25 protein-coding genes are annotated in these 24,839 nt (G+C 74.0%); 16 read left to right on the forward strand and 9 right to left on the reverse strand.

Annotation, left to right across the window (positions count from 1 at the left end):
* Positions 1-289 precede the first annotated feature (289 nt).
* Positions 290-1,669, forward strand: a complete 1,380-nt coding sequence (locus ABD811_RS07450; RefSeq protein ID WP_344942857.1) for an alkaline phosphatase PhoX — start codon at positions 290-292, stop codon at positions 1,667-1,669.
* Between the two features lie 94 nt (positions 1,670-1,763).
* Here ABD811_RS07450 and ABD811_RS07455 read toward each other — a convergent pair whose 3' ends face one another.
* Positions 1,764-2,789 (reverse strand): LysR family transcriptional regulator, encoded by a 1,026-nt coding sequence (locus ABD811_RS07455; protein ID WP_344942859.1) that lies wholly within the window; start codon positions 2,787-2,789, stop codon positions 1,764-1,766.
* Between the two features lie 84 nt (positions 2,790-2,873).
* Between ABD811_RS07455 and ABD811_RS07460 the strand changes: the two genes are divergently transcribed.
* The 6 genes from ABD811_RS07460 to ABD811_RS07485 all read left to right on the forward strand — a co-directional run bounded on the left by ABD811_RS07460 (position 2,874) and on the right by ABD811_RS07485 (position 9,313).
* Positions 2,874-3,935: an aminotransferase class V-fold PLP-dependent enzyme gene (locus ABD811_RS07460; RefSeq protein ID WP_344942862.1), complete on the forward strand. Its 1,062-nt coding sequence runs from the start codon at positions 2,874-2,876 to the stop codon at positions 3,933-3,935.
* A 56-nt stretch (positions 3,936-3,991) separates the two neighbouring features.
* Positions 3,992-4,408 carry an ArsR/SmtB family transcription factor gene (locus ABD811_RS07465; RefSeq protein WP_344942865.1) on the forward strand — a complete coding sequence of 139 codons (417 nt, stop codon included), beginning with the start codon at positions 3,992-3,994 and terminating at the stop codon, positions 4,406-4,408.
* A 96-nt stretch (positions 4,409-4,504) separates the two neighbouring features.
* Positions 4,505-5,146 (forward strand): SRPBCC family protein, encoded by a 642-nt coding sequence (locus tag ABD811_RS07470; RefSeq protein ID WP_344942868.1) that lies wholly within the window; start codon positions 4,505-4,507, stop codon positions 5,144-5,146.
* A 225-nt stretch (positions 5,147-5,371) separates the two neighbouring features.
* The gene (locus ABD811_RS07475; protein WP_344942871.1) at positions 5,372-6,637 is read left to right on the forward strand and encodes an ACP S-malonyltransferase; all 1,266 of its coding nucleotides are present in this window, start codon (positions 5,372-5,374) and stop codon (positions 6,635-6,637) included.
* Between the two features lie 19 nt (positions 6,638-6,656).
* Positions 6,657-8,540 (forward strand): acyl-CoA dehydrogenase family protein, encoded by a 1,884-nt coding sequence (locus ABD811_RS07480; protein WP_344942874.1) that lies wholly within the window; start codon positions 6,657-6,659, stop codon positions 8,538-8,540.
* 197 nt (positions 8,541-8,737) lie between these two features.
* Positions 8,738-9,313 (forward strand): TerD family protein, encoded by a 576-nt coding sequence (locus ABD811_RS07485; RefSeq protein WP_344942877.1) that lies wholly within the window; start codon positions 8,738-8,740, stop codon positions 9,311-9,313.
* 121 nt (positions 9,314-9,434) lie between these two features.
* On the opposite strand, the gene ABD811_RS07490 is transcribed toward ABD811_RS07485, so the two are convergent.
* Positions 9,435-9,860, reverse strand: coding sequence for a RidA family protein (locus ABD811_RS07490; protein WP_344942880.1), 426 nt, complete (start codon positions 9,858-9,860; stop codon positions 9,435-9,437).
* A gap of 710 nt (positions 9,861-10,570) precedes the next feature.
* Between ABD811_RS07490 and ABD811_RS07495 the strand changes: the two genes are divergently transcribed.
* Both ABD811_RS07495 and ABD811_RS07500 read left to right on the forward strand, forming a co-directional pair.
* Complete coding sequence (locus ABD811_RS07495) at positions 10,571-11,461, forward strand: SRPBCC family protein (protein WP_344942883.1); 891 nt, start codon at positions 10,571-10,573, stop codon at positions 11,459-11,461.
* Positions 11,458-12,627, forward strand: coding sequence for a zinc-dependent alcohol dehydrogenase (locus ABD811_RS07500; RefSeq protein WP_344942886.1), 1,170 nt, complete (start codon positions 11,458-11,460; stop codon positions 12,625-12,627). The genes ABD811_RS07495 and ABD811_RS07500 overlap by 4 nt, the downstream gene beginning before the upstream one ends.
* A gap of 306 nt (positions 12,628-12,933) precedes the next feature.
* Here ABD811_RS07500 and ABD811_RS07505 read toward each other — a convergent pair whose 3' ends face one another.
* Positions 12,934-13,128 carry a hypothetical protein gene (locus tag ABD811_RS07505; protein ID WP_344942889.1) on the reverse strand — a complete coding sequence of 65 codons (195 nt, stop codon included), beginning with the start codon at positions 13,126-13,128 and terminating at the stop codon, positions 12,934-12,936.
* A gap of 240 nt (positions 13,129-13,368) precedes the next feature.
* On the opposite strand from ABD811_RS07505, the gene ABD811_RS07510 reads away from it, so the two are divergent.
* Positions 13,369-14,166, forward strand: coding sequence for an HAD-IIA family hydrolase (locus ABD811_RS07510; protein WP_344942892.1), 798 nt, complete (start codon positions 13,369-13,371; stop codon positions 14,164-14,166).
* 104 nt (positions 14,167-14,270) lie between these two features.
* Here ABD811_RS07510 and ABD811_RS07515 read toward each other — a convergent pair whose 3' ends face one another.
* On the reverse strand, positions 14,271-14,420 hold the full coding sequence (locus tag ABD811_RS07515) for a hypothetical protein (protein WP_344942894.1): 150 nt from the start codon (positions 14,418-14,420) through the stop codon (positions 14,271-14,273).
* A 111-nt stretch (positions 14,421-14,531) separates the two neighbouring features.
* On the opposite strand from ABD811_RS07515, the gene ABD811_RS07520 reads away from it, so the two are divergent.
* Together ABD811_RS07520 and ABD811_RS07525 are read left to right on the forward strand one after the other, a co-directional pair.
* Positions 14,532-15,155, forward strand: a complete 624-nt coding sequence (locus ABD811_RS07520; protein ID WP_344942897.1) for a YigZ family protein — start codon at positions 14,532-14,534, stop codon at positions 15,153-15,155.
* 208 nt (positions 15,156-15,363) lie between these two features.
* Complete coding sequence (locus tag ABD811_RS07525; protein ID WP_344942900.1) at positions 15,364-15,729, forward strand: PGPGW domain-containing protein; 366 nt, start codon at positions 15,364-15,366, stop codon at positions 15,727-15,729.
* A 67-nt stretch (positions 15,730-15,796) separates the two neighbouring features.
* Here ABD811_RS07525 and ABD811_RS07530 read toward each other — a convergent pair whose 3' ends face one another.
* Both ABD811_RS07530 and ABD811_RS07535 read right to left on the reverse strand, forming a co-directional pair.
* Entirely contained in the window at positions 15,797-16,462 is a 666-nt protein-coding gene (locus ABD811_RS07530) for a response regulator (RefSeq protein ID WP_344942903.1), read from the reverse strand.
* A complete protein-coding gene (locus ABD811_RS07535) occupies positions 16,459-17,757 on the reverse strand; it encodes a sensor histidine kinase (protein ID WP_344942907.1) in 1,299 nt (432 codons plus the stop codon). The genes ABD811_RS07530 and ABD811_RS07535 overlap by 4 nt, the downstream gene beginning before the upstream one ends.
* Before the next feature lie 181 nt (positions 17,758-17,938).
* Here ABD811_RS07535 and ABD811_RS07540 point away from each other — a divergent pair, with 181 nt between their 5' ends.
* Both ABD811_RS07540 and ABD811_RS07545 read left to right on the forward strand, forming a co-directional pair.
* Complete coding sequence (locus ABD811_RS07540) at positions 17,939-19,801, forward strand: sensor histidine kinase (RefSeq protein WP_344942910.1); 1,863 nt, start codon at positions 17,939-17,941, stop codon at positions 19,799-19,801.
* Positions 19,802-19,934: 133 nt separating this feature from the next.
* A complete protein-coding gene (locus ABD811_RS07545; RefSeq protein WP_344942913.1) occupies positions 19,935-20,603 on the forward strand; it encodes a response regulator in 669 nt (222 codons plus the stop codon).
* A 143-nt stretch (positions 20,604-20,746) separates the two neighbouring features.
* On the opposite strand, the gene ABD811_RS07550 is transcribed toward ABD811_RS07545, so the two are convergent.
* Both ABD811_RS07550 and ABD811_RS07555 read right to left on the reverse strand, forming a co-directional pair.
* Positions 20,747-21,484, reverse strand: coding sequence for a phosphatase PAP2 family protein (locus ABD811_RS07550; protein WP_344942916.1), 738 nt, complete (start codon positions 21,482-21,484; stop codon positions 20,747-20,749).
* A gap of 127 nt (positions 21,485-21,611) precedes the next feature.
* Positions 21,612-22,451, reverse strand: coding sequence for a DedA family protein (locus ABD811_RS07555; RefSeq protein WP_344942919.1), 840 nt, complete (start codon positions 22,449-22,451; stop codon positions 21,612-21,614).
* 215 nt (positions 22,452-22,666) lie between these two features.
* On the opposite strand from ABD811_RS07555, the gene ABD811_RS07560 reads away from it, so the two are divergent.
* Both ABD811_RS07560 and ABD811_RS07565 read left to right on the forward strand, forming a co-directional pair.
* Complete coding sequence (locus ABD811_RS07560) at positions 22,667-23,224, forward strand: DUF1707 SHOCT-like domain-containing protein (RefSeq protein WP_344942922.1); 558 nt, start codon at positions 22,667-22,669, stop codon at positions 23,222-23,224.
* A 41-nt stretch (positions 23,225-23,265) separates the two neighbouring features.
* Positions 23,266-23,904, forward strand: coding sequence for an HAD family hydrolase (locus ABD811_RS07565; RefSeq protein WP_344942925.1), 639 nt, complete (start codon positions 23,266-23,268; stop codon positions 23,902-23,904).
* Positions 23,905-23,982: 78 nt separating this feature from the next.
* Here ABD811_RS07565 and ABD811_RS07570 read toward each other — a convergent pair whose 3' ends face one another.
* Positions 23,983-24,603 carry a TetR/AcrR family transcriptional regulator C-terminal domain-containing protein gene (locus ABD811_RS07570; RefSeq protein ID WP_344942928.1) on the reverse strand — a complete coding sequence of 207 codons (621 nt, stop codon included), beginning with the start codon at positions 24,601-24,603 and terminating at the stop codon, positions 23,983-23,985.
* Positions 24,604-24,839 lie beyond the last annotated feature (236 nt).

Consider the following 24,839-nt stretch of genomic DNA (forward strand, 5'->3'; position numbering starts at 1 on the left):
GCCATGGGCGGTGGTGAGGCGGTGACGTTCCTGGGCCCGCCGGGCATGGCGGAGACGTCCCCCCGTCCGGGACGTGGACCGGAGTAGACGTGGGCCGGGCGAGACGTCCATCGAGCAGGCGTCTCGCCCGCCATGTCCCCCGGCCCGCGGCCCCGCGCGGCACGGTTCTTGGCAATGTTCGCCCGTTTCCGTGCCGCGGGGCCGTGTTACAAACACGGGAACAGAACGTGAACCGCAGGGGTCTGCCCCGTGAACGGTTCGCGTCGGCGACGCACACACGGAGTGGCCCATGGCAGTGCCCGTCACCCGACGGCGGCTTCTGGCAGGTTCCGGCACGCTCGGCGCCGGGATCGCGTTCACCGGCCCGGTGGAGGCCCTGTTCTCCGGCTCGGCGCAGGCCGCCGAGGTCGGCGGCGCGGCGGGGTACGGGCCGCTGGTGCCCGATCCCAAGGGCGTGCTGGACCTGCCGCGCGGGTTCCGCTACACGATCCTGTCGCGGGAGGGTGAGCCGCTGCGGTCGGGTCAGGGTCCGGTGCCCAGTCACCACGACGGCATGGCGGCCTTCCCGGGGCGCCGCGCGGGCGAGGTGCTGCTGGTACGCAACCACGAGAACCGTCCCGACGCCGCGCACCGTGTGCCCGCCGTCGACGGGCTGACCTACGACCCCGAGGGCAAGGGCGGCTGCACCGCGCTGGAGGTGGACGCCGCCGGGCGGGTGCGCGCCGAGCGCGTGGCGATCGCCGGGACCGCGGTCAACTGCGCCGGCGGCCCCACCCCGTGGGGGACGTGGCTGACGTGCGAGGAGACCGAGGACAGGGCGGGCACCAACGGCTACACCAAGGACCACGGGTTCGTGTTCGAGGTGGATCCGCGGGGCCGCCGCACCGAGCCGGTGCCGCTGACGGCGATGGGCCGCTTCCAGCACGAGGCGGTGGCGGTCGATCCGCGCGACGGCGTGGTGTACGAGACCGAGGACGCCTTCGACCGGCCGTTCGGGCTGTTCTACCGGTTCCTGCCGCACCGGCCGCGGGGCGGGTTCGGCAGCCTGCGCGCGGGCGGGCGGCTGGAGGCGATGCGGGTGCCGGACGTGCCGGACCTGTCGGTGGTGCGCGAGCCGGGCACGGTGTTCGAGCGGATCGAGTGGGCGGCGGTGCCCGACCCGCTGGCGCGCCGGACGCCGATCCGGTTCCAGGACTTCGGCCCGCGCGGCATCACGCACGCCCAGAAGCTCGAGGGCTGCTACTGGGGCGGCGACCGGGTGTACTTCGTGTCCAGTTTCGCCCGCAGCCGGGAGGGGTCGGGCGCCGACCACTTCGGGCAGGTGTGGTCGTATGAGCCGGCGCGGCGGCGCCTGACGCTGGTGGTGGTGTTCGGCCCGGACACCGACGTCCAGGCGCCGGGCGAGTCGCCCGACAACATCTGCCTGGCGCCGCAGGGCGGGCTGATGGTGTGCGAGGACGGCAGCGGCGCCCAGCACGTGTTCGGGGTGACGCGCGGCCGCCAGGTGTATCCGATGGCGCGCAACCGGCAGAACATCGGCACCGAGGCCGAGCCGGAGTGGGGGGAGTTCGCCGGGGTGACGTTCTCTCCGGACGGCCGGACGATGTTCGTCAACGTCTACGACCCGGGCACCACGTTCGCCGTCACCGGCCCGTGGCGCCGCATGTGACCGCCGCCTGACCGTTCGCGCGGGCGGCCGCGTCGTCGGCGGGCGCGGGTCTTGACGGGCAGGTCTTGACGCGCCGGTCGTCAGGTGCCGGCTGTCAGGTGCCGGTCGCCGCGCTAGCGGTTTCCGAGGGGTCGTCCGGCCGGATATCGCCTGCCCGGGTGCCGTCCGTGAGCGTGCCGTCCGTGAGCGTGTCGTTCGCCGGGGGCTCGTTCGTGAGCGTGTCGTTCGTCAGGGTGTCGGCGGCCGCGCACAGTTCGTCCAGCAGCGCCGACACCGCGGGCGGGCGGGGCGCGTCGGGCAGCAGCACGCTGACGTGGCGTCGTCCCAGTTCGGGGGCGGGCGGCAGCGCGACGTGCGGTTCGCGGTGCAGGCCCAGGGCCAGGCCGGGCAGTGCGGTGACGGCCAGGCCGCGGGCGACCAGGCGCTGCACGGCGATGTGGTCGTCGGTTGCGAACGCCACGCGCGGGGTGAACCCGGCGTCCCGGCAGGCGCGCAGGAGGTGGCCGCGGCAGCGTTCGCAGCCCGAGGCCCAGGTCTCGTCGGCCAGGTCGGCCAGGTGGACGCGGTCGGCGCGGGCGAGCGGGTGGTCGCCGGGCAGCACCACGCGGATCGGGTCGTCGAACAGCGGGACCTGCCGCAGCCGCGTGCCGGCGTCGGGCGGGGTGTGGGGGTAGGCGAACACCACGGCCAGGTCGGCCTCCCCGGCGCGCAGCGCGGCCACGGCGCCGGGCGGTTCGGCCTCGGTCAGCGACACCGTCACGCCGGGGGCGCGGGTGCGCAGCGCGGCCAGGGCGTCGGGCAGCAGGGCGGCGGCCGCGGTGGGGAACACCGCGATGCGGGCCCGCCCGGCGCGCAGCCCGGCGATGGCCGCCAGCCGCTCCTGCGCGTCGGCCATGCGCGCCAGGGCGTCGTCGACGTGCTCGACCAGGATCCGCCCGGCCTCGGTGAGGCGGACGCCGCGGCCGTGCCGCACCACCAGCGGCGTGCCCGCCTCGGCCTCCAGCCGGGCGATGTGGTGGGAGATCGCCGGCTGGCTGTAGGACAGGGCGCGCGCGGCGGCGGTCATCGAGCCGAGCCGGGCGACTTCGCGCAGGATGCGGGCGCGGTTGAGGTCCAGCATGCCGGCAAGGTATCAATGATGTTGGGGTCTGGCCTCGAAGATAGTCCTTTGTGTTATGGCGGCGGGGTGGTCGATGATCGGGGCATGACTGCTTCGATCGACATCGACCGGGCGCGGCGCGAGTTCGCCCCCCAGGTCACCTACCTCAACACCGCCGCCTACGGGTTGCCGCCGCGGGCGGCGCACGAGGCGATGTTGGCGGCCGAGCGTGACCGCGCGGCCGGGCGGATGACCACCGGGCAGATGGACGAGGTGGTGGCGCGGGCGCGGGGCGCGTTCGCCCGGCTGGTCGGCGTGCCCGCCGAGCGGGTGGCGATCGGGCCGCAGGTGTCGTACTTCGTGGGGCTGGTGGCGTCCTGGCTGCCCGACGGCGCGACCGTGCTGGTCGCCGAGGAGGACTTCACCTCGGTGCTGTTCCCGTTCGCGGCCCGGCCGGGGCTGCGGGTGCGGCCGGTGCCGCTGGAGTCGATCGCCGAGGCGGTGGACGGCACGGTCGACCTGGTGGCGGTGTCGGCGGTGCAGTCGGCCGACGGCCGCCTGGCCCCCATGGAGGATCTGATCGAGGCGGCCCGCGCGCACGGGGCGCGGGTGCTGCTGGACGCCACGCAGGCCGCCGGGTGGCTGCCGCTGCCCGCCGACCGCGTCGACCTGCTGGTCGTCGGCGGGTACAAGTGGCTGCTGGGCCCGCGCGGCACCTGTTTTCTGACCGGCGACCGGGAGCTGCTGGCGCAGTTGCCGGCGGTGGCGGCGGGCTGGTACGCCGGGGCGCAGGTGTGGGAGTCGCTGTACGGGCTGCCGCTGCGGCTGGCCGGTGACGCGCGCCGTCTGGACATGTCCCCGGCGTGGCAGAGCTGGGCGGGGCACGCCCCGGCGCTGGAGCTGCTGGAGCGGGTCGGCGTGGACGCCGTCCACCGGCACAACCTGGCCATGGCCGACCGGTTCCGCGCGGGCCTGGGCCTGGAGCCGGGGGATTCGGCGATCGTGTCGGTGCCGGTGCCCGAGGGGACGGCCGAGCTGCTGCGCGAGCACGGCGTGGTGGCGTCGGTGCGGGCCGGGCGGTTGCGCTGCTCGTTCCACCTGTACACCGAGGAGGCCGACGTGGACCGCGCGCTGGAGCTGCTGGCGGACCGCGTCACCGTCGGGTGAACCACCGCCTTATATAAGGCTTGACTTTAATAAGTTGGGGTCGATAGTTTCGGTCCGTGCACGCGTTCGACGTTCTCGGTGACCCGGTGCGCCGCCGGATCCTGGAACTGCTGGCCGAGGGGGAGATGACCTCCGGCGCGGTGTCGGAGCGGATCCGGGACGAGTTCGGGATCTCCCAGCCGGCGGTGTCGCAGCATCTGAAGGTGCTGCGCGAGTCCGGGTTCGCGACGGTGCGCGCGCAGGGCACCCGCCGCCTGTACGCGGTGGACTCGGCGCCGCTGCGGGAGGTGGACGCCTGGCTGGACCGGTTCCGGCGGTTCTGGACGCCGCACCTGGACGCGCTGGGCACCGAGCTGGCGCGGGGGCGGCGGGAACGCCGCCTGCGCGAGTCCGCCGGCCGCGGCGAGTCCGCCGGCCGTGGTGACGACATCGGACGCGGTGACCACACCGGGCGCGGTGACACGGCGCCGTGATCCGGGTCGTAGGGACCCGGGTCGCGGTGACCCTGGTGACTGGGGGTCGCGGTGACACCGGCCGCGGCGCCATCGACTCTGACAAGGAGAGCCCTCATGATCGAGGTCAGTGAGCAGATCAACGCGGTGACCCGCACCATCGGCACCCGGACGCTGGAGGCGGGGGAGGCGCGGGTGCTGACGATCGCGCAGACCTATCCGGCGCCGATGGAGGACGTGTGGGACGCCTGCACCAACATCGAGCGCATCCCGCGCTGGTTCCTGCCGGTCACCGGTGACCTGCGGGCCGGCGGCCGCTTCCAGCTGGAGGGCAACGCCGGCGGGACGATCGAGCGCTGCGACCCGCCCAAGAGCTTCACCGCCACCTGGGAGTTCGGCGGGGAGGTCAGCTGGATCGAGGTGCGGCTGACCCCCGTCGAGGACGGCGGCACGCGGCTGGAGCTGGAGCACGTCGCGCACGTCGACGACGAGATGTGGGCGCGGTTCGGCCCCGGCGCCGTCGGCATCGGGTGGGACGGGGCGCTGATGGGCCTGGCGCTGCACATGACCACGGGCCGGGCCGTCGACCAGCAGGAGGCGGCGGCCTGGATGACCTCGCCGGAGGGCGTGCGGTTCTACCAGGAGAGCAGCGAGCGGTGGCGGGAGGCCAGCGTCCAGGCGGGCACGGACCCGCAGGCGGCCCGCGCGGCGGCCGACCGGGTCTTCGCCTTCTACACCACCCCTCCCGAGCAGTCCTGACTCGCGGCGCGCGGCGGGAACCCCGAAGGGGTGGAAGGTGGTGCGGGCGGCGGTTCCTTCCGCCGGTCGGCCGGGGTGTTCGCCGGTGCCGGGAAGTCGCGTCGTACGGACGGTTGTCAGGCCGATTTCGCGAGTGAATAATCGCCTGTAACTTTTGCTCCATATTCGGCGGCTCTGCGCACTTTAGTTACGAAGGTGACCGGCCGCCGGAGTGAGGAGACCGCCGTGTCGTCCCTGCACTCCCCGTCACCGCCCGGATCCAGACCCCGTGACACGCTGCCGGACACGCCACCGGACGGGCGACCGGGCGCGCTGCCGGATGACGGGTGGGCGTTGCTGTTCCCGGGGACGGGGGCGGCCGGTGCGCCGGCGGTGCGGGCGCTGGCCGGGTCCGGTCGCGCCGCGCGCAGGATCGTCGCCGACGTGCTGGATGCCGTGCAGGAAGGGCTGCCGCGCCGATGGCCGTCGCTGCGGCGCGTCCTGCTGGACGATCCGGCGTCCTACCGCGCCGCGGCCGCCACGCCCGGCGTGCCGCAGCTGTCGGACTACGCCACCTCGGTCGCCGTGGAGCGGGTGCTGCGCGCGGGCGGTGCGGCCCCGGCGTTCGCGGTCGGGCAGAGCTTCGGGGAGATCGCCGCGCTGGTGTGCGCGGGCGCGTTCACCGTCACCGACGGCGCGCGCCTGGCGGTGGGCGCGGTGCGCGTGCTGGCCCGGCACGGCCACGGCGGCGGCATGGCGCTGCTGCAGGCCGCCCCACCGTCCGCCGAGACGCTGATCGGGCGGGCGGGGGCGGCCGGCCAGGTGGTGGTGGCGTGCGTCAACGCGCCGGAGCTGACGGTGGTCGCGGGCCCGGAGGAGTCCCTGGAGCGCGTGCTGGACGCGGCGCGCCGGCAGGGGGTGCGGGCCGGGCGGCTGGCGGTGCCCTACCTGTCGCACCATCCGGCGATGGCCGCGGCGGGCGAGGAGTGGTACGCGATGATCCGGGACGTGCCGCGGCGGCCCCTGGAGCTGCCGGTGTACTCGCCGGTGCGCGGCCGCGCCTACAGCGACGGCGACGACCTGCACCGGGCGATGGCCGACTGCATGGCCCGGCCGCTGCGGCTGCCGCCGGTGCTGCGGGCGGTGCGGGACGCGGGCGCCACGGTGTTCGTGGAGGCCGCCCCGGGCGACACGCTGTGCCAGTGCGTGCGGCTGACGCTGCCGCGTGCGCGCACGTGGGCGCCGCTGCACGAGCGTTCCCACCGCCGCCGACCCGCCCGCGCCACGTCCCCCGCCGCGTCCCCCGCCACCCCGGCATCGCAGACCTCGCCGTCATCGCCGGGGTCGTCTGGGGGCGGTGCGGCGCGCGTATCACCGTCCGACGGCATCGCCGCACGGCCCGCCACCGGCCCCGCGTCCCCGGCCGCACCGGCGGGCGCGCCAGCAGGCGGGTTCGGGTCCCGGGCGGGGGTTCGTGCGGCGCAGTCGGCGGACTCGCCGTCCGACGCGTGATCGTGACAGGAGCGCCGTCATGGCCACCAGCCCCCCACCCGCATCCGGCCCCGCTGCCGACGGCGACCTGCGGCGTTTCGTGCACGGCACGGCCGTGACCGACGGGAACCGCGCCTTGCTGGCCGAGGCGATCCCCGGCGAGTTCTTCACCTACCCCGGCGGGCTGACCGCCACCGAGCGGCACGCCCTGACCTACCGGCGGCTGCGGCATGCCGGGCTGGCGGCGCCGCCCGCGGCCCGGCTGCTGGACGACCCGCCGCTGCTGTGCGCGCTGCTGGACCGCGCCGCGACCGCCGACCCGGCGCTGTTCCACCTGATGCTGCTGCACTACACCCTGGCGCTGGGCCCGGTGCTGCGGTTCGGCGACCACGAGCACCACGGCCGCGACGGCCGCGACGAGCAGGACGGGGACGACGGGCGGGGGCCGCGTCCCGAGCGGGAGGCGCTTGAGTCGATGGCCTCCTACGGGGCGCTGCTGATGACGGAGGTGGGCCGCAGCAACAGCCACCTGTCGCCGCGCACACTGGCCCGCTACGACGCCGCGTCCGGTGACTTCGTGCTCAGCACGCCCGACGCGCGGGCGGCCAAGTTCCCCACCAACACCGGGCATCCGGGCCTGCCCAAGACCGCCGCGATCTACGCGACGCTGGTGCACGAGGGCGTCGAACGCGGCGTGTTCGTGTTCGTGGCGCCGTTGCGGCGGGAGGATGGTTCCGTCTGCGACGGGGTGCGGATCGTGCCCGCCCCCGAGGTGTCGGGCCTGCAGGTCGACTACGCGGCGGTGCGTCTGGACGGGCTGCGCGTCCCCTACCGGGCGTGGCTGCGCGACGGGGCGCGGATCGACGCCGACGGGTCGTTCCACGATCCGGCCGGCGGCCCGGCGCAGCGGCTGACGCGGTCGATGGGCGTCGCCCCGCCGGTGTGGCGGGCGGTGATCTCCATGTCGGCGGCGGTCACTCGGGCGTCCGCGGCGATCCTGCTGCGGCACTCGGCGGACCGGACGACGCTGGGACGGCTGGCGCCGCGGCGTGCGCTGACCGACTACCGCAACCAGCGCGAGGCGGTTCTGGAGGCGCTGGCGTCGGCGTACGCGCTGACGGCGGTGGCGCGGCGGGTCACCGCGCCGTCCCCGCCGGCCCCTGGGGTACAGCCGGATCTCCAGGCTCAGGCGGGTGGCGGGCCGGTGACGGCGTGGGCGCCGTGGTCGGCGGTCGACCGGGACCTGGCGCTGCTGAAGGCCGCCGCGACCGCCGAGGCCCACGAGACGGTGTCGCGGTGCCGGGTCCACGCGGGCGCGCCGGGTTTCGCCGCCACCGACCGGCTCAACGGCTACCGCGCCCTGGCCCACGCCTACACCAACGCCGGCGGCGACAACCAGCTGATCCTGTTCGACACGGCGCGGGCCATGGCCGAACTGGACCGCTACCGGCCGCCGCCGGTGGCCGGCACGGTGCCCGACGAGGGGGACCTGGCCTCGCCGCGGGTGTGGTCGCATCTGGCGCGGTCACTGGAGCGGGCGTCGCGCGAGCGGCTGGCGACGCGGGTGCGGGCGGCGCGGCGGGACGGCGCCGACGCCTTCACCGCCTGGAACGACAACCTCGCGCTGGCCGCGCGGACCGCGACGGCGTGCGCCGACCGCGTCCTGCTGGAGATCGCCGCCGAGGCGTGCGCGTCGGACCCGGCCGTGGCGCCGTTGCTGCGCCTGTACGCGCTGCGGTGGGCCGAGCGGCGCGCCGGGGCGCTGCTGAACGAGGGGGTGGCGGCGGCCGGGCTGCTGGACCGTGTCGAGGAGCTGCGGCGGCGGGTGTGCGACGAGGTGATGCCGCGCGCGGCCGAGTACGCCCAGGCCTTCGACCTGCCCGCCGAGATCACCGCCCCGGCCTCGTTCGTCCTGGACGCCTGACGTGCCTGGCCGCCCACGGCGTATCGTCGGGCACGTGTCGTCCGGCGTTCCGTGCGGCGTTCCGTGCGGCGTGTCGTCCGGCGCGCGGAGATCTGCCAAGTGCACCGGGGAACCGTGGCCGGGTGACTACCGTTTGACCCAACACAGACCGCGCGGGCGAGGCGGCCCGCGCGGACACCGATATGGAGGGAGACACAGTGGGAGTCAGTCTGAGCAAGGGCGGCAACGTCTCGCTGACCAAGGAGGCTCCTGGACTGACCGCGGTCGTGGTGGGTCTGGGCTGGGACGTGCGGACCACTACCGGTACGGACTTCGACCTCGACGCCAGCGCCCTGCTGTGCTCGCAGGACGGCAAGGTCCTGTCGGACAAGCACTTCGTGTTCTTCAACAACCTCAAGAGCCCCGAGGGGTCGGTCGAGCACACCGGCGACAACCTCACCGGTGAGGGCGAGGGCGACGACGAGCAGATCAAGGTCAACCTCGCCACGGTGCCCGCCGAGGTCGACAAGATCGTGTTCCCGGTGTCCATCTACGAGGCCGACGGCCGCCAGCAGAACTTCGGCCAGGTCCGCAACGCGTTCATCCGGGTGGTGAACCAGGCCGACAACAACGAGATCGCCCGCTACGACCTGTCGGAGGACGCCTCCACCGAGACCGCGATGGTGTTCGGTGAGCTCTACCGTCACGGCAGCGAGTGGAAGTTCCGCGCGGTCGGGCAGGGCTACGCCTCGGGCCTGGCGGGCATCGCCTCCGACTACGGGGTGCGTGTCTGATCCTGGGCCTGCGGGTCCCCGGGGGCGCAGAGCGCGGGGGGTGCGCGGCGATCACGCCGCGCACCCCCCTTTTTTGTCTTTCCGTCGCGCTGTGGCGGCGGCGCAGGGCAGGTGGGGCGGGTCAGGCGGGCACGACGGCCAGTGCCTCGACCTCGATGAGCAGGTCGTCGCGGAACAGGCGGGCCACCTCCACCAGGGTGCTGGCGGGCGCGACCCCCGGCGGCAGAAACTCGTCGCGGACCTGGCGGACGGCGATGACCTGGGACGCGTCCCGCACGAAGTACCCGAGTTTGATCACATGCCGCCAGTCGGCGCCGGCGGCGGTCAGCGCGGTGTGCAGGTTGGTGAACACCTGCCGGGTCTGGGCGCGCAGGTCGCCGGGGCCGACGAGGGCGCCGTCGGCGTCTAGGGCGATCTGCCCGCTGATCACCACGAGGCGGCCCGGGGTGTCGACGCTGATGACGTGGCTGTAGCCGGGGCCGGGCGCCAGCTCCGGCGGATTGATCGCACGGACGCCGGGGACGGTTTCACCGGACGGCTCGCTCACGGGTTGTTCCCTTTCGACGTGGGCAGGACGGTGCGGTCGCGGCCGGGACCGGTCGGCGGCGCCCGCGCCCCCGACCACCCGTCCGCGATCAACGAGGGGCCACTGTAGAAGGCGCCCCGCCCCCATGGCCAGCGATAATCCGCGTCACCGTACCTCCGCCGCCCCACCGGGCCGACGTTCCGGCGACGTCGGCAGGCGGGCCTCCGAGGAGGAGTCGGACCTGATCGTGGCGGTAATCGCCAACGTGGCGGGTCAGCGTGTGCGTCGACGGGCGGCGGGCCCGGTGTCGGCGTGACCTTTTGCGGAGGTCGGTTCGCCGCGGCGGAGGACGGCCTTGATGGAGACGACGGCGTCGATGAGTTCGGTGGCGTGGGCGTGGCGTGGCTGGTGGACGTCGATTGAATGCCGAGCAGGTCGCCCAGTTCCCACAGGGACAGGCCGCCGGCGCGCAGCGGCTGGTGGAAGACCTCAGGCGTCATGGCGCCGCCCCGGTAATGATGCGGTGGTCGCGGAGGAGCGAGGGCGGGGCCAGGCGCGGGATGTGCAGCCCACCGAGGACGGTAATTCAGGCGACCTGCACTTTCGTGCCTGGATCCCCTGGTGTCATCGGTTTTGTCAGGGGCAGGGGACGGAGGACGCAGGGGCGCCGGCAGACCGGGGGCCGCCTGCGGCGTACACACATGCCACCACAACCTGTGTTAGGACGCATGATGACCGACAGATTCGCCCGTGCGCTCGGGTGGACCAGCCTCGCGCTGGGCACGGCGCAACTGGCGGCGCCCAGGGCCGTGACCAGCCTGTGCGGCGTCGACGACGCGCCCGGGGCAGCGACCGTCGCCAGGCTCGTCGGCGGGCGCGAGCTCCTGCACGCCGCGCTGCTGCTCGGCGCCAAGAACCCCGCCCGGTGGGCGTGGACCAGGGTCGCCGGCGACACGATGGACCTCGGCGTCCTCGGCAGGGCCGCCGCCAACCGCGCGGGCACTCGCCGCGCCCGCGCGCTGGCTGCGCTCGGCGCGGTCGCCGGGATCGCCGCCCTCGACGCCGTCTGCGCCCGGCGCGGCACCGCCAAGGCCAAGGGCCCGCTGCAGGTGCGCGCCTCCATCACCGTCAACAAGCCGCGCGAGGAGGTCTACCGCTTCTGGCGGGAGCTGGAGAACCTGCCCTCCTTCATGGTCCACCTGGACTCGGTGCGCTCCCTCGACCAGCGCCGCTCCCGCTGGAAGGCCAAGGGCCCGGTGGTCGACCTGGAGTGGGAGGCCGAGATCATCGACGAGCGGGCCGGCGACCTCATCGCCTGGCGGTCCGTGCCCGGCACCGGCGTCCCCACCGCCGGCCGGGTCAGCTTCACCGACGGGCCCGGCGGGCGCGGCACCGTCGTGGACGTCTCGCTGGAGTACGGCATGCACGGGCGCAAGCTCGCCGCCGCCGTCGCCCGGATGTTCGGCGAGCACCCCGAGCAGCAGGCCCGCGACGACCTGCGCCGCTTCAAGCAGGTCATGGAGACCGGCGAGGTGGTCCGCTCCGAGGGCAGCCCCGAGGGCCACCGCGCCCTGCGCCAGCTCCGCCAGCATCCCGCACAGCCGATCGGAGGACGGGCATGAAGGCCAACGTGTGGACGGGCCGCAACCACCTGGAGGTCCGCGACGTCCCCGACCCGCAGATCCTCAACGCGCGCGACGCGATCGTCCGCGTCACCTCCACCGCGATCTGCGGCTCCGACCTGCACCTCGTGGACGGCTACATCCCGACCGTCAAGAAGGGCGACGTGCTCGGCCACGAGTTCATGGGCGAGGTCGTCGAGGTCGGCCCCGGTGTGCGTGACCTGCGCGCCGGCGACCGCGTCGTGGTGCCGTTCCCGATCGCCTGCGGCGCCTGCTTCGCCTGCGAGGCCGAGCTGTACTCGCTGTGCGAGAACTCCAACCCCAACGCCGGGATGGCTGAGAAGCTGATGGGCCACGCGCCCGCCGGGATCTTCGGCTACTCCCACATGCTGGGCGGCTTCGCCGGCGGGCAGGCCGAGTACGTGCGCGTCCCGTTCGCCGACGTCGGTCCCGTCAAGATCGAGGACGGCCTGCCGGACGAGAAGGTGTTGTTCCTGTCGGACATCTTCCCGACGGGCTTCATGGGCGCGGAGATGTGCGACATCAAGCCGGGCCAGACGATCGCGATCTGGGGTGCGGGGCCGGTCGGGCAGCTCGCCGCGGCCAGCGCGTTCCTGCTCGGCGCGGACCGGGTCATCGTCATCGACCGGTTCCCGTACCGGCTCAGGCGGGCCCAGCGGACCGGCGCCGAGGTCCTCGACTACGAGGAGGTGAACGTGCTGGACGCGCTGCGCGACATGACGGGCGGGCGAGGCCCCGACGCCTGCATCGACGCCGTCGGCATGGAGGCTCACCACCCGACTCCGGCCATGTACGCCTACGACCGCGGCAAGCAGGCCGCCCGGATGGAGACCGAGCGCCCCTACGTGCTGCGCGAGGCCATCATGGCCTGCCGCAACGGCGGCGTGGTGTCCGTCATCGGCGTCTACGGCGGGTTCGTGGACAAGTTCCCGATGGGCACCGTCATGAACCGCTCCCTGACCATCCGCACCGGCCAGTGCCACGTGCAGCGCTACACGGGGCCGCTGCTGGACCGGATCCGCGCGGGGGAGATCGACCCGAGCTTCGTCATCTCGCACCGGATGCCGCTCAGCGAGGCGCCGCGCGCGTTCGAGCTGTTCAAGAACAAGCAGGACGAGTGCAACAAGGTGGTCCTCACTCCGTAGCGCCGGCCTTCGCCGCTCAGAGCCGGTTCCCCTCGCTCTCCGCGGTGGCCCGCCGCTCCGCCCGGTAGGCGGCGAAGGCGGCAAGCCCGGCGGCGGTGAGCGTCGCGGCGGTCCGCCTGCGCCGCACCACGCCCAGCAGGAAGTCCTCGCCGGCCGCCCGCAGCGGCTCGAGCAGCTGTCGGCTGGGAACTGCACGCAGCCCACGCCTTGGGGTCGGGACAAGTAAGCGAGAACCCGACCCTGCTGGTGTTCACCCAGGCTGACAAGGGTGCCCATCCGTCCGTCTTACCGACGCCTCCAGTACGGTCAACCGATCTGGTCGCCGATCAGGTCGACTAGCAGCTGTGCCACGGCGACGCCACCCACCTCGGCGCCGCCGAAGTGCCGCTGCAGCTCATCATGGGCAAGACTCGGCACAAGAACCCCCGCACCGCTCTGCGCTACGTCAAACCCGGCGCCGATGCCGTCACCGAGGTCCTGGCACCCCGCCGCCGTACGCATTGACCAGCGAAGACGAGCGAATGCCCCGGCCAGCACGAGCTGTCACGGCCTAGCGCTGATACTCGCGAGCAGGGTCCCGGCGCCCCGGAACGGCGGGCGGCGGGGCGGCGAACTTTCGGTGACGGGATCGCGGTGGCGGGCATGGGAGGGCCGCGAGGAGGCAGGGTGTGGTGTCGCACTCCGGGTGCCGGCGGCGCGCGAGGGGTGCGGGGAAAGATCCAGACCTGCGAGAATGATGACATGAGTGTGCGTAAGCCGATCGAGTCGTGGCTGTCGGACATGGACGGCGTCCTGGTACATGAGGGGCAGCCCGTTCCGGGCGCCGACGAGTTCGTCCGGCGGCTGGAGGCCTCGGGCAAACGCTTCCTCATCCTGACCAACAACTCCATCTACACCCGCCGGGACCTGGCGGCGCGGCTGGCGGCGGTGGGGCTGAACGTGCCGGTCGAGTCGATCTGGACCTCGGCGCTGGCGACGGCGCGGTTCCTGCAGGACCAGCGTCCGGAGGGGTCGGCGTACGTGATCGGCGAGGCGGGGCTGACCACGGCGTTGCACGAGGTCGGGTACGTGCTGACCGACCTGGACCCGGACTATGTGGTGCTGGGGGAGACCCGCACCTACAGCTTCTCCCAGATCACCAAGGCGATCCGGCTGATCGAGCGGGGCGCGCGGTTCATCGCGACCAACCCGGACCCGATCGGCCCGTCGATGGAGGGGTCGCTGCCGGCGTGCGGCGCGGTCGCCGCGATGATCACCAAGGCGACGGGGGTGCAGCCGTACTTCGTCGGCAAGCCCAATCCGCTGATGATGCGCACGGCGTTGAACGTGGTCGGCGGGCACAGCGAGAGCACGGCGATGATCGGCGACCGGATGGATACCGACATCGTGGCCGGGGTGGAGGCCGGGCTGGAGACGATCCTGGTGCTGACCGGGGTGACGCGTAAGGAGGAGGTGGAGCGGTTCCCGTTCCGTCCCTCGCACGTGGTGCCGTCGATCGCCGACGTGATCGGGATGATCGACGGCGGCCCGGCGTCCTGACGGCGTCACCTCGACGACACCGCCTCGACGCCGTCACCTTGATGGCACCGCCTTGACGGCGTCGCGTGGACGGTGTTGTCCGTGGCGGGGCGTGCGGGCTGCGGTCAGCCGATGAGGGCGGCGTAGCGGCGTTGCAGGGCGTGCTGGTCGTCGCCGGTCCAGTGCAGGGCGGTCTCGGCGGGGTGGGCCAGGCGGCGTTCGTAGCGGAACGTGACCCGGTGGCCGCGGCGTTCTATGGTGCCGTCGGCGGTCATGACCCCTCCCTCACTGCCCGGCGTCGGCCGGGCACACCCCCCAATATGCCGCTGCCGGAATATGTCGTCAACGGCATGCAGCGGCCGGGGGCGTAGACTCGAGGGCACACCATGCGCATGATCAAGCAGGCGGGTCGTCACGAGCTGGAGATCCGCAAGTCCCGTTTCGTCTGCACGCTGGCCCGGGTGCGGACCGAGGCCGAGGCGGTGGCGTTCATCGCCGCGCACCGGCGGGCGCATCGCGACGCCACGCACAACTGCACCGCCTACGTGGTGGGCGAGCACGGTGAGATCACCAAGAGCAGCGACGACGGGGAGCCGTCCGGTACGGCGGGCGTGCCGATGCTGGAGGTGCTGGTGCGGCGCGGCCTGACGGGGGTCGTCGCGGTGGTCACCCGGTATTTCGGCGGGGTGAAGCTGGGCGCGGGCGGGCTGGTGCGCGCCTACGGGCAGGCGGTGGCCGAGACGGTCGACGCGGTGGGCGTGGTGGAGCTGCGTCCGGTGGTGACGGTGACGGTGTGCGCCGATCACGCGCTGGCGGGGCGGCTGCTGGGCGACCTGCACGGGCGGGGCCGTGAGCCCTCCCAGGTGCGTTACGGGCGGCTGGTGGAGGCCGACGTGCCGGTCGCGGTGGCCGAGCTGGAGGATTTCGGGGCGTGGGTGGCGCAGGTGACGGGGGGACGCGCCGAGCTGCGTCGCGGCGCCGAAGGCTACGTCGAGGTCCCCGTCCCCTGACTTGCGCCCCCTTTCACCTGCCTGTCCCGACCTGTGTCCCTGCCCCGCGCCCGGCGTCCCCGTGCCCGGTGTTCGGTGAGCGGGCCGGGGGAGAGGCGCGGCCGGGTGTGGTGATGGTCACAGACGGGGTGTGGTGGGGGCCGCGGGGGCGGTTTCGATCGTCTGTAGGAGCAAGTCGTGATGCCCGTCGTCCCAGTGAGGAGGCCCTGTGACCGCCACCCACACCCGCCACCATGCCGACCCCGCCGCCAACCCCGCCGATTCCGGCGCGGGGAACGCCGAGGGGGGCGGTGAGGTCGCGTCGGCGCCGCGGACGGGCCGTGCCATGGGTTGGCGCCTGCTGCGCAAGGTGGCGGTCGCGATCGCCGGAGTGGCGTTGATCGCGGCGGGTGTGGCGATGCTGGTGCTGCCGGGCCCGGGAGTGGTGGCGATCCTGGCCGGGCTGGGACTGCTGGGCACCGAGTTCCCCGCGGCGCGCCGCGTCAGCGAACGGATCAACGGCTACATCCGCACCGCCTGGCGCAAGATCCGCCGCCGCCCCGAAGCCCGCCCGGACGCCGGCCCGGACGCCTGACCGCATTCCGCGTGACCCGCCCCCACCTGCTGGCACCTGTCAGCGGATTGGGGGCGGGTCGTGCTTTTCAGCTGAGCCAGCCGGGGCGGATCATGCCGCTCTCGTAGGCCAGCACCACCAGCTGGGCGCGGTCGCGCGCGTGGAGTTTGGCCAGGATGCGGCTGACGTGGGTCTTGGCGGTGGCGGGGCTGAGGACGAGCCGTTCGGCGATCTCCTCGTTGGACAGGCCCGCGGCGACCAGCTCCAGCACCTCGCGTTCGCGGTCGGTGAGCAGGTTCAGCTCGACGGCGGGCGGGGGCTGGGTGATGCGGGCGGCGAACTCGGCGATCAGGCGGCGCGTCACCGTGGGCGCCAGCAACGCGTCCCCGCGCGCCACCACCCGCACACCGTGGATCAGTTCGGGCGGTTCGGTGTCCTTGACCAGAAAGCCGCTGGCCCCGGCCTTGATCGCGCCGTAGACGTAGTCGTCCAGGTCGAACGTCGTCAAGATCACCACTTTGACGTCCGTCAGGCGCGGGTCGGACACGATGCGCCTGGTGGCCTCCAGGCCGTCCAGGACGGGCATGCGGATGTCCATCAGCACCACGCGGGGGCGCAGGCTGGCGGCCAGGTCGACGGCGGTCTGCCCGTCTCCGGCCTCGGCGACGATCTCGATGTCGTCCTCGCCCTCGAGGATGGAGCGGAATCCGGCCCGGACCAGCGTCTGGTCGTCGGCCAGCAGCACCCGGATCAACTGTTCTCCTTCATGTCGCCGGTCTGGTCGCCGGTCTGGTCGTCGGTTGCGGGGGCGTGGGGGAGGGGGAGGCGGGCGTGGACGCGGAACCCGCCCGACGGTCCGGGCTCGGCGCTGACGCGTCCGCCGACCGCCGCGGCGCGTTCGCGCATGCCGCGCAGCCCGTTGCCGCGTTCCAGCGCGGCCGGGTCGCACGGCCCGGCGCCGTCGTCGTCGACCTGCAGCACCACCGCGCCGTCGGCCCGGGTGATCCGCACGGTCGCCGAGGAGGCGTGCGCGTGCCGCACCACGTTGGTCAGCGCCTCCTGGACGATGCGGTACCCGGCCGCCGACACCGGCGCGGGCAGGGAGCCCAGGAACTCCGGGTCGGTGTCGCCGGTCAGCCGCACCGCCAGCCCGGCGGCGCGGGTCCGCGCGACCAGTTGCCCGGCCAGTTCCAGCGACGGCGCCCCCACCGCCGCCCCCGCCGTTCCCGCCGTTCCCGCCGGTGGCGCCGGCGGTGTGGTGCTGGACGCCGGTGAGGGGCCGGTGTCGTCGACGTGCCGCAGGACGCCCAGCACCGCCCGCAGCTCCCGCAGGGTGTCCTTGCTGGCCTGTTTGATCGCCTCCAGCGACGCGTAGGCCTGGTCGGCGTCGTCACGGCGGTGCAGCGCCGCCCCGGCCTGCACGTGGATCAGTGAGATCTGGTGGGCGAGCACGTCGTGCAGCTCCCGCGCGATGCGCAGCCGTTCCTCGGTGGCGCGGCGCCGCGCCTCGGCCTCGCGGTCGCGTTCGGCCTCGGCCGCGCGCCGCTCGGCGGCCGCCAGCTCGGCGCGGCGCGCCCGCACGTACTGGCCCATCCCCACGGTGACCAGGAGCACCACGCCCAGCGCGCCGACCGCCTCACCGTTGACGACCGCCTCGCGGTCGTCCAGGCGGCCCTGCGAGCGCAGCACCCCCACGACCACGAACCCGCAGTTGACGACGATCACGGCGCCCAGCGGCACCGCCAGGCGGCAGCGCGTCGCCGCGTTGAACAGCGCCGGCAGCAGCACCAGGGCCACGGGCCCGTCGGGGTACCCCATCGGGTAGTACAGCGGCACGGCCAGCGTGACCACGGCCACCACCAGCACCGGGTGCCGCCGCCGCAGCGCCCAGATCCCGCACATCAGGACGATCAGCACGGCGCCGCCCGGCCACAGCGGCCGGTCCTGCGGGCGCGCGACGGCGGCCGACCACCCCAGGAAGACCACCGTCGTGGCCGCCGCGACCAGCAGGTCGGCGGTGCGTCCCCGCGCCCATCGGGTCACTGTCACGGCACCACCGTAGTTGAGCGGCGCCCCCACCAGTGATCAACCCTCGAACGGCCCGGATCCCGCCGCGGACCGGGTGCGTCAGGGCGAGCCGACATGCTGTGCCGGGGCGCCCGCGCCCCGGCGGGCAGGGCTTGACTTTCGGCAGTATCACCGCAGTTGGACGGCTTGTACCGTGGGCCGGATGAACGACCCGACCTCCCCGGCCCTGCCGCGGCCTGGTCCCGCCCCGGCCGACGCGTCTGCGGCGTCCCCGCGGCCACCCCGCGACGGCGACCCGCACCCGCGGCCGGATTGGCGGGATCGGCGGGACTGGTGGGGGGTGGCGGCGGCGCTGCTGGCGCGGCCGTCGCGGCGCGCGGCGTGGCTGGACCTGCTGTTGTGGGCGGCGCTGTCGTTCCCGATGGTGGTCGGCACCGTGCTGCCCGCGCGTGCGGGACAGGCCCGCTGGTGGCTGGAGTTCGCCGGGGTGCTGGTGCTGGGCGCGGCCATCGCGGTCGGCCGGGCCTGGCCGCTGACGGCCCTGGTGACCGGGACGGCGCTCATCGCCGTCCACGGCAACTTCGTGTTCGCCCTGCCGGTCCTGGCATATCAGACCGGGCTGCGCCGCACCCACGCCCGCCCGGTCCTGTGGGGGTTCACCGGCATCTTCGTGGCCGGGACCACGCTGAACCTGATCCGCGGCATCGACGTCACCGTCTGGTTCCCGCTGACGATCTGGCTGGTGCTGCTGGGCGTACTGCCCTGGATGGTCGGCCGCTACTGGCGCCAGTACCGCCAGCTGCTGCACGCCGGGTGGGAACGCGCCGAGCAGCTGGAACGCGAGCAACGCATCGTCGCCGAACGCGAACGGCTGCGCGAACGCGCCCGCATCGCCCAGGACATGCACGACTCCCTCGGCCACGAACTGGCGCTGCTGGCGGTGCGCGCCGGCGCCCTGCAGGTCGCGCCCGGCCTGGACGACCACCACCGCGCCGCGGCCGCCGACCTGCGCGCCGGCGCGGCCGAGGCCACCGAACGCCTGCGGCAGATCATCGGCGTGCTGCGCGAGGACGCCCCGCCCGGCGCCGCCGGCGGCGGAGTGCCGGCCGACGATCCGCCCGTGCGGGACGTACCGGTCGGTCACGCAGTGGCGGAGCTGACCGCCCGCGCCCGCGCGTCGGGCATACCCGTCGAACTCGTCGAAGACCCCTCGCCGGCCGCCCCACCCGGGGATGCGGCTGGGGATACGGCGGGCGCGGGGGAGGAGCCCGCGGACCTGGCGCCGATGGTGCGCCTGGCGGTGTACCGGGTGGTGCAGGAGGCCCTCACCAACGCCGCCAAGCACGCCCCCGGCGCGCCGGTGCGGGTCCGGGTGAGGCATCACGCGTCGGGGGTGACGGTGACGGTGTCCAACCAGGCCCCGCCCACCGGGACGCGGCCGCTGCCGGCGGGCGGCGGGCACGGGCTGACCGGGCTGGCCGAGCGGGTCCGCCTGGCCGGTGGCGTCCTGCGCGCCGGCCCGACCCGCGGCGGCGGGTTCGAGGTGACCGCCGACCTGCCAGCCACCCCCGCCGACCCCGCACCGGCCCCAACCCCAGGCACAGGCACGGACGCGGGGGCGGTGTCGGAGTCGGCGCGTCACCTGGCCAGGCAGCGCCGCCAGCTGCAGCAGCGGCTCGTGCACGCCATCGCGGTGCCGACCGCGCTGCTGGCGGCGCTGTCGGCCGTGATGGTCGGCTACTACGTCTACATGACGCTCAACTCGGTGCTGCGGCCGTCCGACTTCGCCGCGCTGCGCGCGGGCGACGACAGCGCCCAGGTGACGCAGGTGCTGCCGCGCGAGGAGCTGATGAACCCCGACGCCTACCGCACCTGGTACCCCGAGCCGCCCGGCGCGGACTGCCGCTACTACCGGCCGGACGCCAACGTGCTGGGCCTGTACAAGGTGTACCGGCTGTGCTTCGCCGACGGGCGCCTGTCGTCCAAACAGGTGCTGTACGCGCCCGGCGGACCCGGGCACCCGAACGCCCCTGACACCCCCGAACGAGACGGGACGGGACGGTAGGGGATACGCCCAGCCGCACGTTTCGCGGCGCCCCACGACCGTCCACGATCCACGACCGTACGATGCCGCACGATGACCGCACGACGGCCGGTGACCGCACGACCAACGGCCGGCCGCACGGGAAGGGAACCAGGTGATCCGCGTACTGCTCGCCGACGACGAGGCGATGATCCGCGCCGGGGTGCGGGCCATCCTGACCGCCGACCCCGCCATCGAGGTCGTCGCCGAGGCCGGCGACGGACGCGAGGCGATCGAGCTGACCCGCAGCCACCGCCCCGACGTGGCGCTGCTGGACATCCGCATGCCCCGGCTGGACGGCCTGGCCGCGGCCGCCGAACTGCGCCGCGCCGCCCCCGGCACCGCCGTGGTCATCCTGACGACGTTCGGGGAGGACGAGTACATCGCCCGCGCCCTGTCCGGCGGCGCCAGCGGGTTCCTGCTGAAGTCCGGCGACCCGCACGAACTGATCGCCGGGGTGCGGGCCGTCGCGGGCGGCGCCGCCTACCTGTCACCCAAGGTCGCCCACCGCGTCATCACCGAGCTGCGCGGCGGGCGCATGGCGCACGGCGCGCACGCCCGCCGCCGCGTCGACGCGCTCACACCGCGGGAACGGCAGGTGCTGGCGCTGGTGGGCGCCGGACTGTCCAACGCCGAGATCGCCTCCCGGCTGCACGTGGTGGAAGGCACCGTCAAGGCGTACGTGAGCACGATCCTGACGCGGCTGGAGGTCCGCAACCGGGTGCAGGCCGCGATCGTCGCCTACGAGGCCGGCCTGGTCGGCGACGACACCCCCGCCCCCTGACCTGCGCGTCCCCGGTCACCCTTCGACCAACGATCAGGGGCCGTTCTCGCGGGAAGGCTCCCGCGAGAACGGCCCCTTGTCTTCGGCGTCCGCCCCGTTGCCCATGTGCCGCGCACGTACACGGGCGCGGTGGTGGCGGGCGGTCAGCGACGCGGCGGTTCGGGGTTGCGGCCGGGGACGGCCATCACGTCCGGCATGGTGACCGCCGTCCCCGGGTCGCCGGCCGGCGGCGTGTGCGCGACCCCGCCCGCCACGACCGGGGCCGGGACGGTCTCGACCGGGACCCCGGTGCCCAGCAGCACCGCACCCGCGGCCACGCCCCGCAACGCCACCACCAACGGCGCGACCAGACGCACCAGCACGACCGCCACCAGCGGCGCCGCCACCACGCCCAGCACGAACCCGGCGGCCACGTCGTGCGGGTAGTGCACCCCCACGAACACGCGGGAGAACGCCATCACCGCCGCCAGCGGCAGCACCAGCCACGCCATCGCCCGCCACGCCACCACGATCACCGCGGCCGACGCCGCCGCGATCGTGGCGTGGTTGCTGGGGAACGACCAGTCGCCCGGCGCCGGACACGCGACGATGTTCATCGCGCCCGCCACCGCACGGCACGGCCGCTCCTCCTGCAACGCGCTCTTGGACACCTCGCTGACCAGGTACGCGGCCACCACCGCCACCGGCGCCAGCAACGCCAGCCCCATCGCCCGCGCGTCGCCGCCACGGGCCCGCCACCAGCCCGCCACGAACAACGCGGCGAACACCAGCAGCCCCGCGTCCGTGCCGATCTCGGCGACCGAATGCACCCACGACGGCGTGCCATGGGCGAACTCGGTGATCTCGCGGTACCAGTCAGCGCTGAACTCAGGCGCGCGCATGCTCTCCCTCACGCTCGGAGCGATTGATGTGACATCCACATCGAAATGTGATCCTGCACCAGACTGCTGAGGTTCACCCGACGTTCACGATTATGTCGAGAATGTCACGTAACACCGGCTTTGTTGATCAGGGGTGCGGCACGCGCCCCACGTCCGTCTCCCGGCCCGCCGCGCCCCCGCCGCTGCCGCTGCCCGCGGCCGCACCCGCCACGTCCCCGGCCACGTCCCCGGCCACGTCCCCGGCCACGTCCCCGGTCGCGCCCGCAGCGTCCTCGGCGTCCTCGGCCACGGCGGCGACCGCGTTCGCCTCCGCCACGTCCACCAGCGGCCCCGCGGACGCCTCCCGGCCACGACGGCGGCCGCCACGGCGATGCCGCAGATACCGCACCACCTCCACCACCACGGTCACCGCCAGCGCCAACCCCAGCCCCATCGCCACACCCTTGACCGGGTCGTGCTCGAACGCCACCCCGCCCACGTAGCCCAGCACCGTCCCGTACACCGCCCAGCTCACCGCCGCCACCCCCGCGAACAAGGTGAACGACCGCGCCGGATAACCCACCGACCCCATCGTCATCGTCACCGCCGTCCGCCCGCCCGGCACATACCGCGCCACCACCAGGATCAACCCGCCCCGCTCACCCAGCACCCCACGCGCCCAGCCCAGCGCCCGGCCACGCCGCGACCCCGGCGGCACCCGCGCCACCAGCCGCCCACCCCACAGCCGCCCCACCAGATACGACACGTGGTCGCCCACGAACGCGCCCAGCGCCGCGAGCACCACCACCGCCACCACGTCCGGCTCACCCGACGCCGCGTACACACCCCCCGTGATCACCATGCTCTCGCTCGGCACCGCCGGGAAGAACCCGTCGATCACGGCCACCGCGAACAGGGCCACGTAGAACCACGGAGAGGTCACCGCGGCGTGCAGCACCTGCCCCACCAGATCCGTCACTGCGTCCATGCCGACTGACGCTAGAAAACGATCACCCTTGGCGGCATCGGACGAACGGCGCCCACCACCCCCCACTTTCGTCAGGTCCACGCCGCGTCCTGCGAACGATGTACACCAGGTTCCTCATGCCGGAGGACGATCCACCGCTCCCGCCGCCCACATCCTGGAACCACCCCGCCACCACCGCTCCACAGCACTGGCCGGCACCCAGGAGAAACGACCCCATGCACAACACCCCCCACGGCGCCCCGCACGGCCTCCCGCACGACGCCCGGCACCGCGCCCCGCACGACGCCCCGCACGACGCCCCGGACGGCGTGCCGCACGCGCCGGCGATGCGCGCCTCCGACGCCGACCGCACCGCCGTCATCGAACGCCTCGGCGACGCCCTCGCCGAAGGCGCCCTCGACACCGCCGAATACCAGCGCCGCCTCGACGCGGCCGCCACCGCCGTCACCACCGCCCAGCTCGCCCCGCTCACCGCCGACCTGCCCGTCTCCCGCGCCGCCCAGGCCAAGGCCGCCGCCGCCCGCCGCGCCGCACGCGCCCGCGCCGACAAACGCGCCTGGTTCGACGAATGGGGCTACTGGGCTGGCGGCGCACTCATCATGACCGTCATCTGGGCCGCCACCAGCCTGCAGGCGGGGGAGTGGAAGACCTACTGGCCCGCCGCCCCTCTCGGCATCTGGGCCGCCGTCCTGATCTCCTACGCCGTGTGGCCCGACAAACCCCGCGACAGGGACCACCACGACCCCGGCGGCCCCGACGCCACGGCGAAATAGGGTGGCGCCCCACCGCACGCACCGTCCACACTGAGCCACCTGTGAGCATCCTGCACATTTTCGACATGGACGGCACCCTGCTCGCCGGCTCCACCGCCAACCTCGAAGTGGCCCGCCAGCTCGGCACCCTGCCGCAGCTGAACGAACTGGAAGCCCGCTTCGCCGCCGGAACCCTCGACACCCGCGGCTTCTCCGCCGCCATCCACCGCCTGTGGCGCGACCTGACCCCCGACGCCGTCGCCGCCGCCTACGCGGCCGCCCCCTGGCTCGACGGCATCGCCGACGTCTGCGCCGACATCCGCGCCCGCGGCGAACACAGCGCCGTCATCACCATGTCACCCGACTTCTTCGCCCGCCACCTGCTCGACCTCGGCTTCGACGAGGTCATCGCCTCCCGCTTCCCCCCACCGCCGTTCACCGCCCCGCTCGACCCCGCCGCCATCCTCACCCCCGACGACAAGGTCCACCTCACCGAGGACCTGCGCCGCCGCCACGGCCTGCCCCGCGACCGCTGCGTCGCCTACGGCGACTCGATGTCCGACGCGCCGCTGTTCCGCCACCTCACCCACACCGTCGCCGTCAACGCCGACCACCACCTGTCCGGCCTGGCCAGCCTCGACTACCGCGGCGGCGACCTCACCGAGGCCTACCACCTCGCCCGCACCCTCCTATCCCGGTAGCCACCCGCCCGGCCACCGCACACCCGCCACGAGGGGCCCACGAGGGCATCCGCGCGAGGGGGCGACTGCGAGGGGGCGTTACGAGTGCGGGAGACGCGCCGCCAACCCGTCCAGCAGGCACTCCAGCGCGAACCCGAAACGACGCTCGGACTCAGCGTGCACGTCAACCCCCGAAGCCGCCGCCATCCGCCCGGCCAGCAGGGGATGCTCCGCCCGCAGACGCCGCAGGTAGCCGTCCATCTGCTCCGCCCACTCCTGCGGACCGCCCTCGGCCGGCCCCATCGCCGCCCGCCACGCCAGCTCGGCGCTCACGGCCCCCACCACGTGATCGTTGACGGCGGCGAGCGCGGCGTCCAGATCCGCGTCGGCGAACCCCGCCCTGACCAAGATGGACAGCCCGGCCTCGCTCAACGCCAGCGCGTTGGGCCCCAGATTCGGCTGTGCGGCCAGATCCGTCAGCACCCACGGGTGACGCAGCAGCATCCGCCGGTGACTACCGGCCAGGTCCGCCAGGGCACGCCGCCACTCCACATCCGGCGCGGGCACCGAGATCTCACCCAACACCGCATCGAGCGCGAGCTCCAGCATCTCGCCCTTGTTCGCCACATACCAGTACAGCGCTCCGGCCGTGACCCCCAGCTCGGTGGCCACCCGCCGCATCGACAGACCCTGATGCCCCTCGGCGTCCAAAATCCCCACCGCGACACCGACGATCCGCTCCCGGCTCAACCTGCGGTCACGCGGCGGCCGCTCCGGACGCAACCACACCGACGTACGAGCAGCAGGAGAAGACGGTGACGACACGGGAAAACGCTACCGCCCAGACGCACACGACCCCGCACACCCACACCACCCACCACCCACCGCCGCCCCCCGGCCCCCGGCCCCCGAAAACCGACCACGCCGCCCCACTCCGGCAGCCCCGAACCCGCCCC

It is taken from the genome of Actinomadura miaoliensis (assembly GCF_039536785.1).
GTDB classification, from domain to species: Bacteria; Actinomycetota; Actinomycetes; order Streptosporangiales; family Streptosporangiaceae; genus Spirillospora; species Spirillospora miaoliensis.

Excerpts from the sequence above, each read along its gene's own strand:
- ABD811_RS07450 (WP_344942857.1), top strand. The coding sequence starts at position 290 with ATGGCAGTGCCCGTCACCCGACGGCGGCTTCTGGCAGGTTCCGGCACG.
- ABD811_RS07455 (WP_344942859.1), bottom strand. The coding sequence starts at position 2,789 with ATGCTGGACCTCAACCGCGCCCGCATCCTGCGCGAAGTCGCCCGGCTC.
- ABD811_RS07460 (WP_344942862.1), top strand. The coding sequence starts at position 2,874 with ATGACTGCTTCGATCGACATCGACCGGGCGCGGCGCGAGTTCGCCCCC.
- ABD811_RS07470 (WP_344942868.1), top strand. The coding sequence starts at position 4,505 with ATGATCGAGGTCAGTGAGCAGATCAACGCGGTGACCCGCACCATCGGC.
- ABD811_RS07480 (WP_344942874.1), top strand. The coding sequence starts at position 6,657 with ATGGCCACCAGCCCCCCACCCGCATCCGGCCCCGCTGCCGACGGCGAC.
- ABD811_RS07495 (WP_344942883.1), top strand. The coding sequence starts at position 10,571 with ATGACCGACAGATTCGCCCGTGCGCTCGGGTGGACCAGCCTCGCGCTG.
- ABD811_RS07500 (WP_344942886.1), top strand. The coding sequence starts at position 11,458 with ATGAAGGCCAACGTGTGGACGGGCCGCAACCACCTGGAGGTCCGCGAC.
- ABD811_RS07505 (WP_344942889.1), bottom strand. The coding sequence starts at position 13,128 with ATGCGTACGGCGGCGGGGTGCCAGGACCTCGGTGACGGCATCGGCGCC.
- ABD811_RS07510 (WP_344942892.1), top strand. The coding sequence starts at position 13,369 with ATGAGTGTGCGTAAGCCGATCGAGTCGTGGCTGTCGGACATGGACGGC.
- ABD811_RS07515 (WP_344942894.1), bottom strand. The coding sequence starts at position 14,420 with ATGACCGCCGACGGCACCATAGAACGCCGCGGCCACCGGGTCACGTTC.
- ABD811_RS07520 (WP_344942897.1), top strand. The coding sequence starts at position 14,532 with ATGCGCATGATCAAGCAGGCGGGTCGTCACGAGCTGGAGATCCGCAAG.
- ABD811_RS07540 (WP_344942910.1), top strand. The coding sequence starts at position 17,939 with ATGAACGACCCGACCTCCCCGGCCCTGCCGCGGCCTGGTCCCGCCCCG.
- ABD811_RS07550 (WP_344942916.1), bottom strand. The coding sequence starts at position 21,484 with ATGCGCGCGCCTGAGTTCAGCGCTGACTGGTACCGCGAGATCACCGAG.
- ABD811_RS07555 (WP_344942919.1), bottom strand. The coding sequence starts at position 22,451 with ATGGACGCAGTGACGGATCTGGTGGGGCAGGTGCTGCACGCCGCGGTG.
- ABD811_RS07560 (WP_344942922.1), top strand. The coding sequence starts at position 22,667 with ATGCACAACACCCCCCACGGCGCCCCGCACGGCCTCCCGCACGACGCC.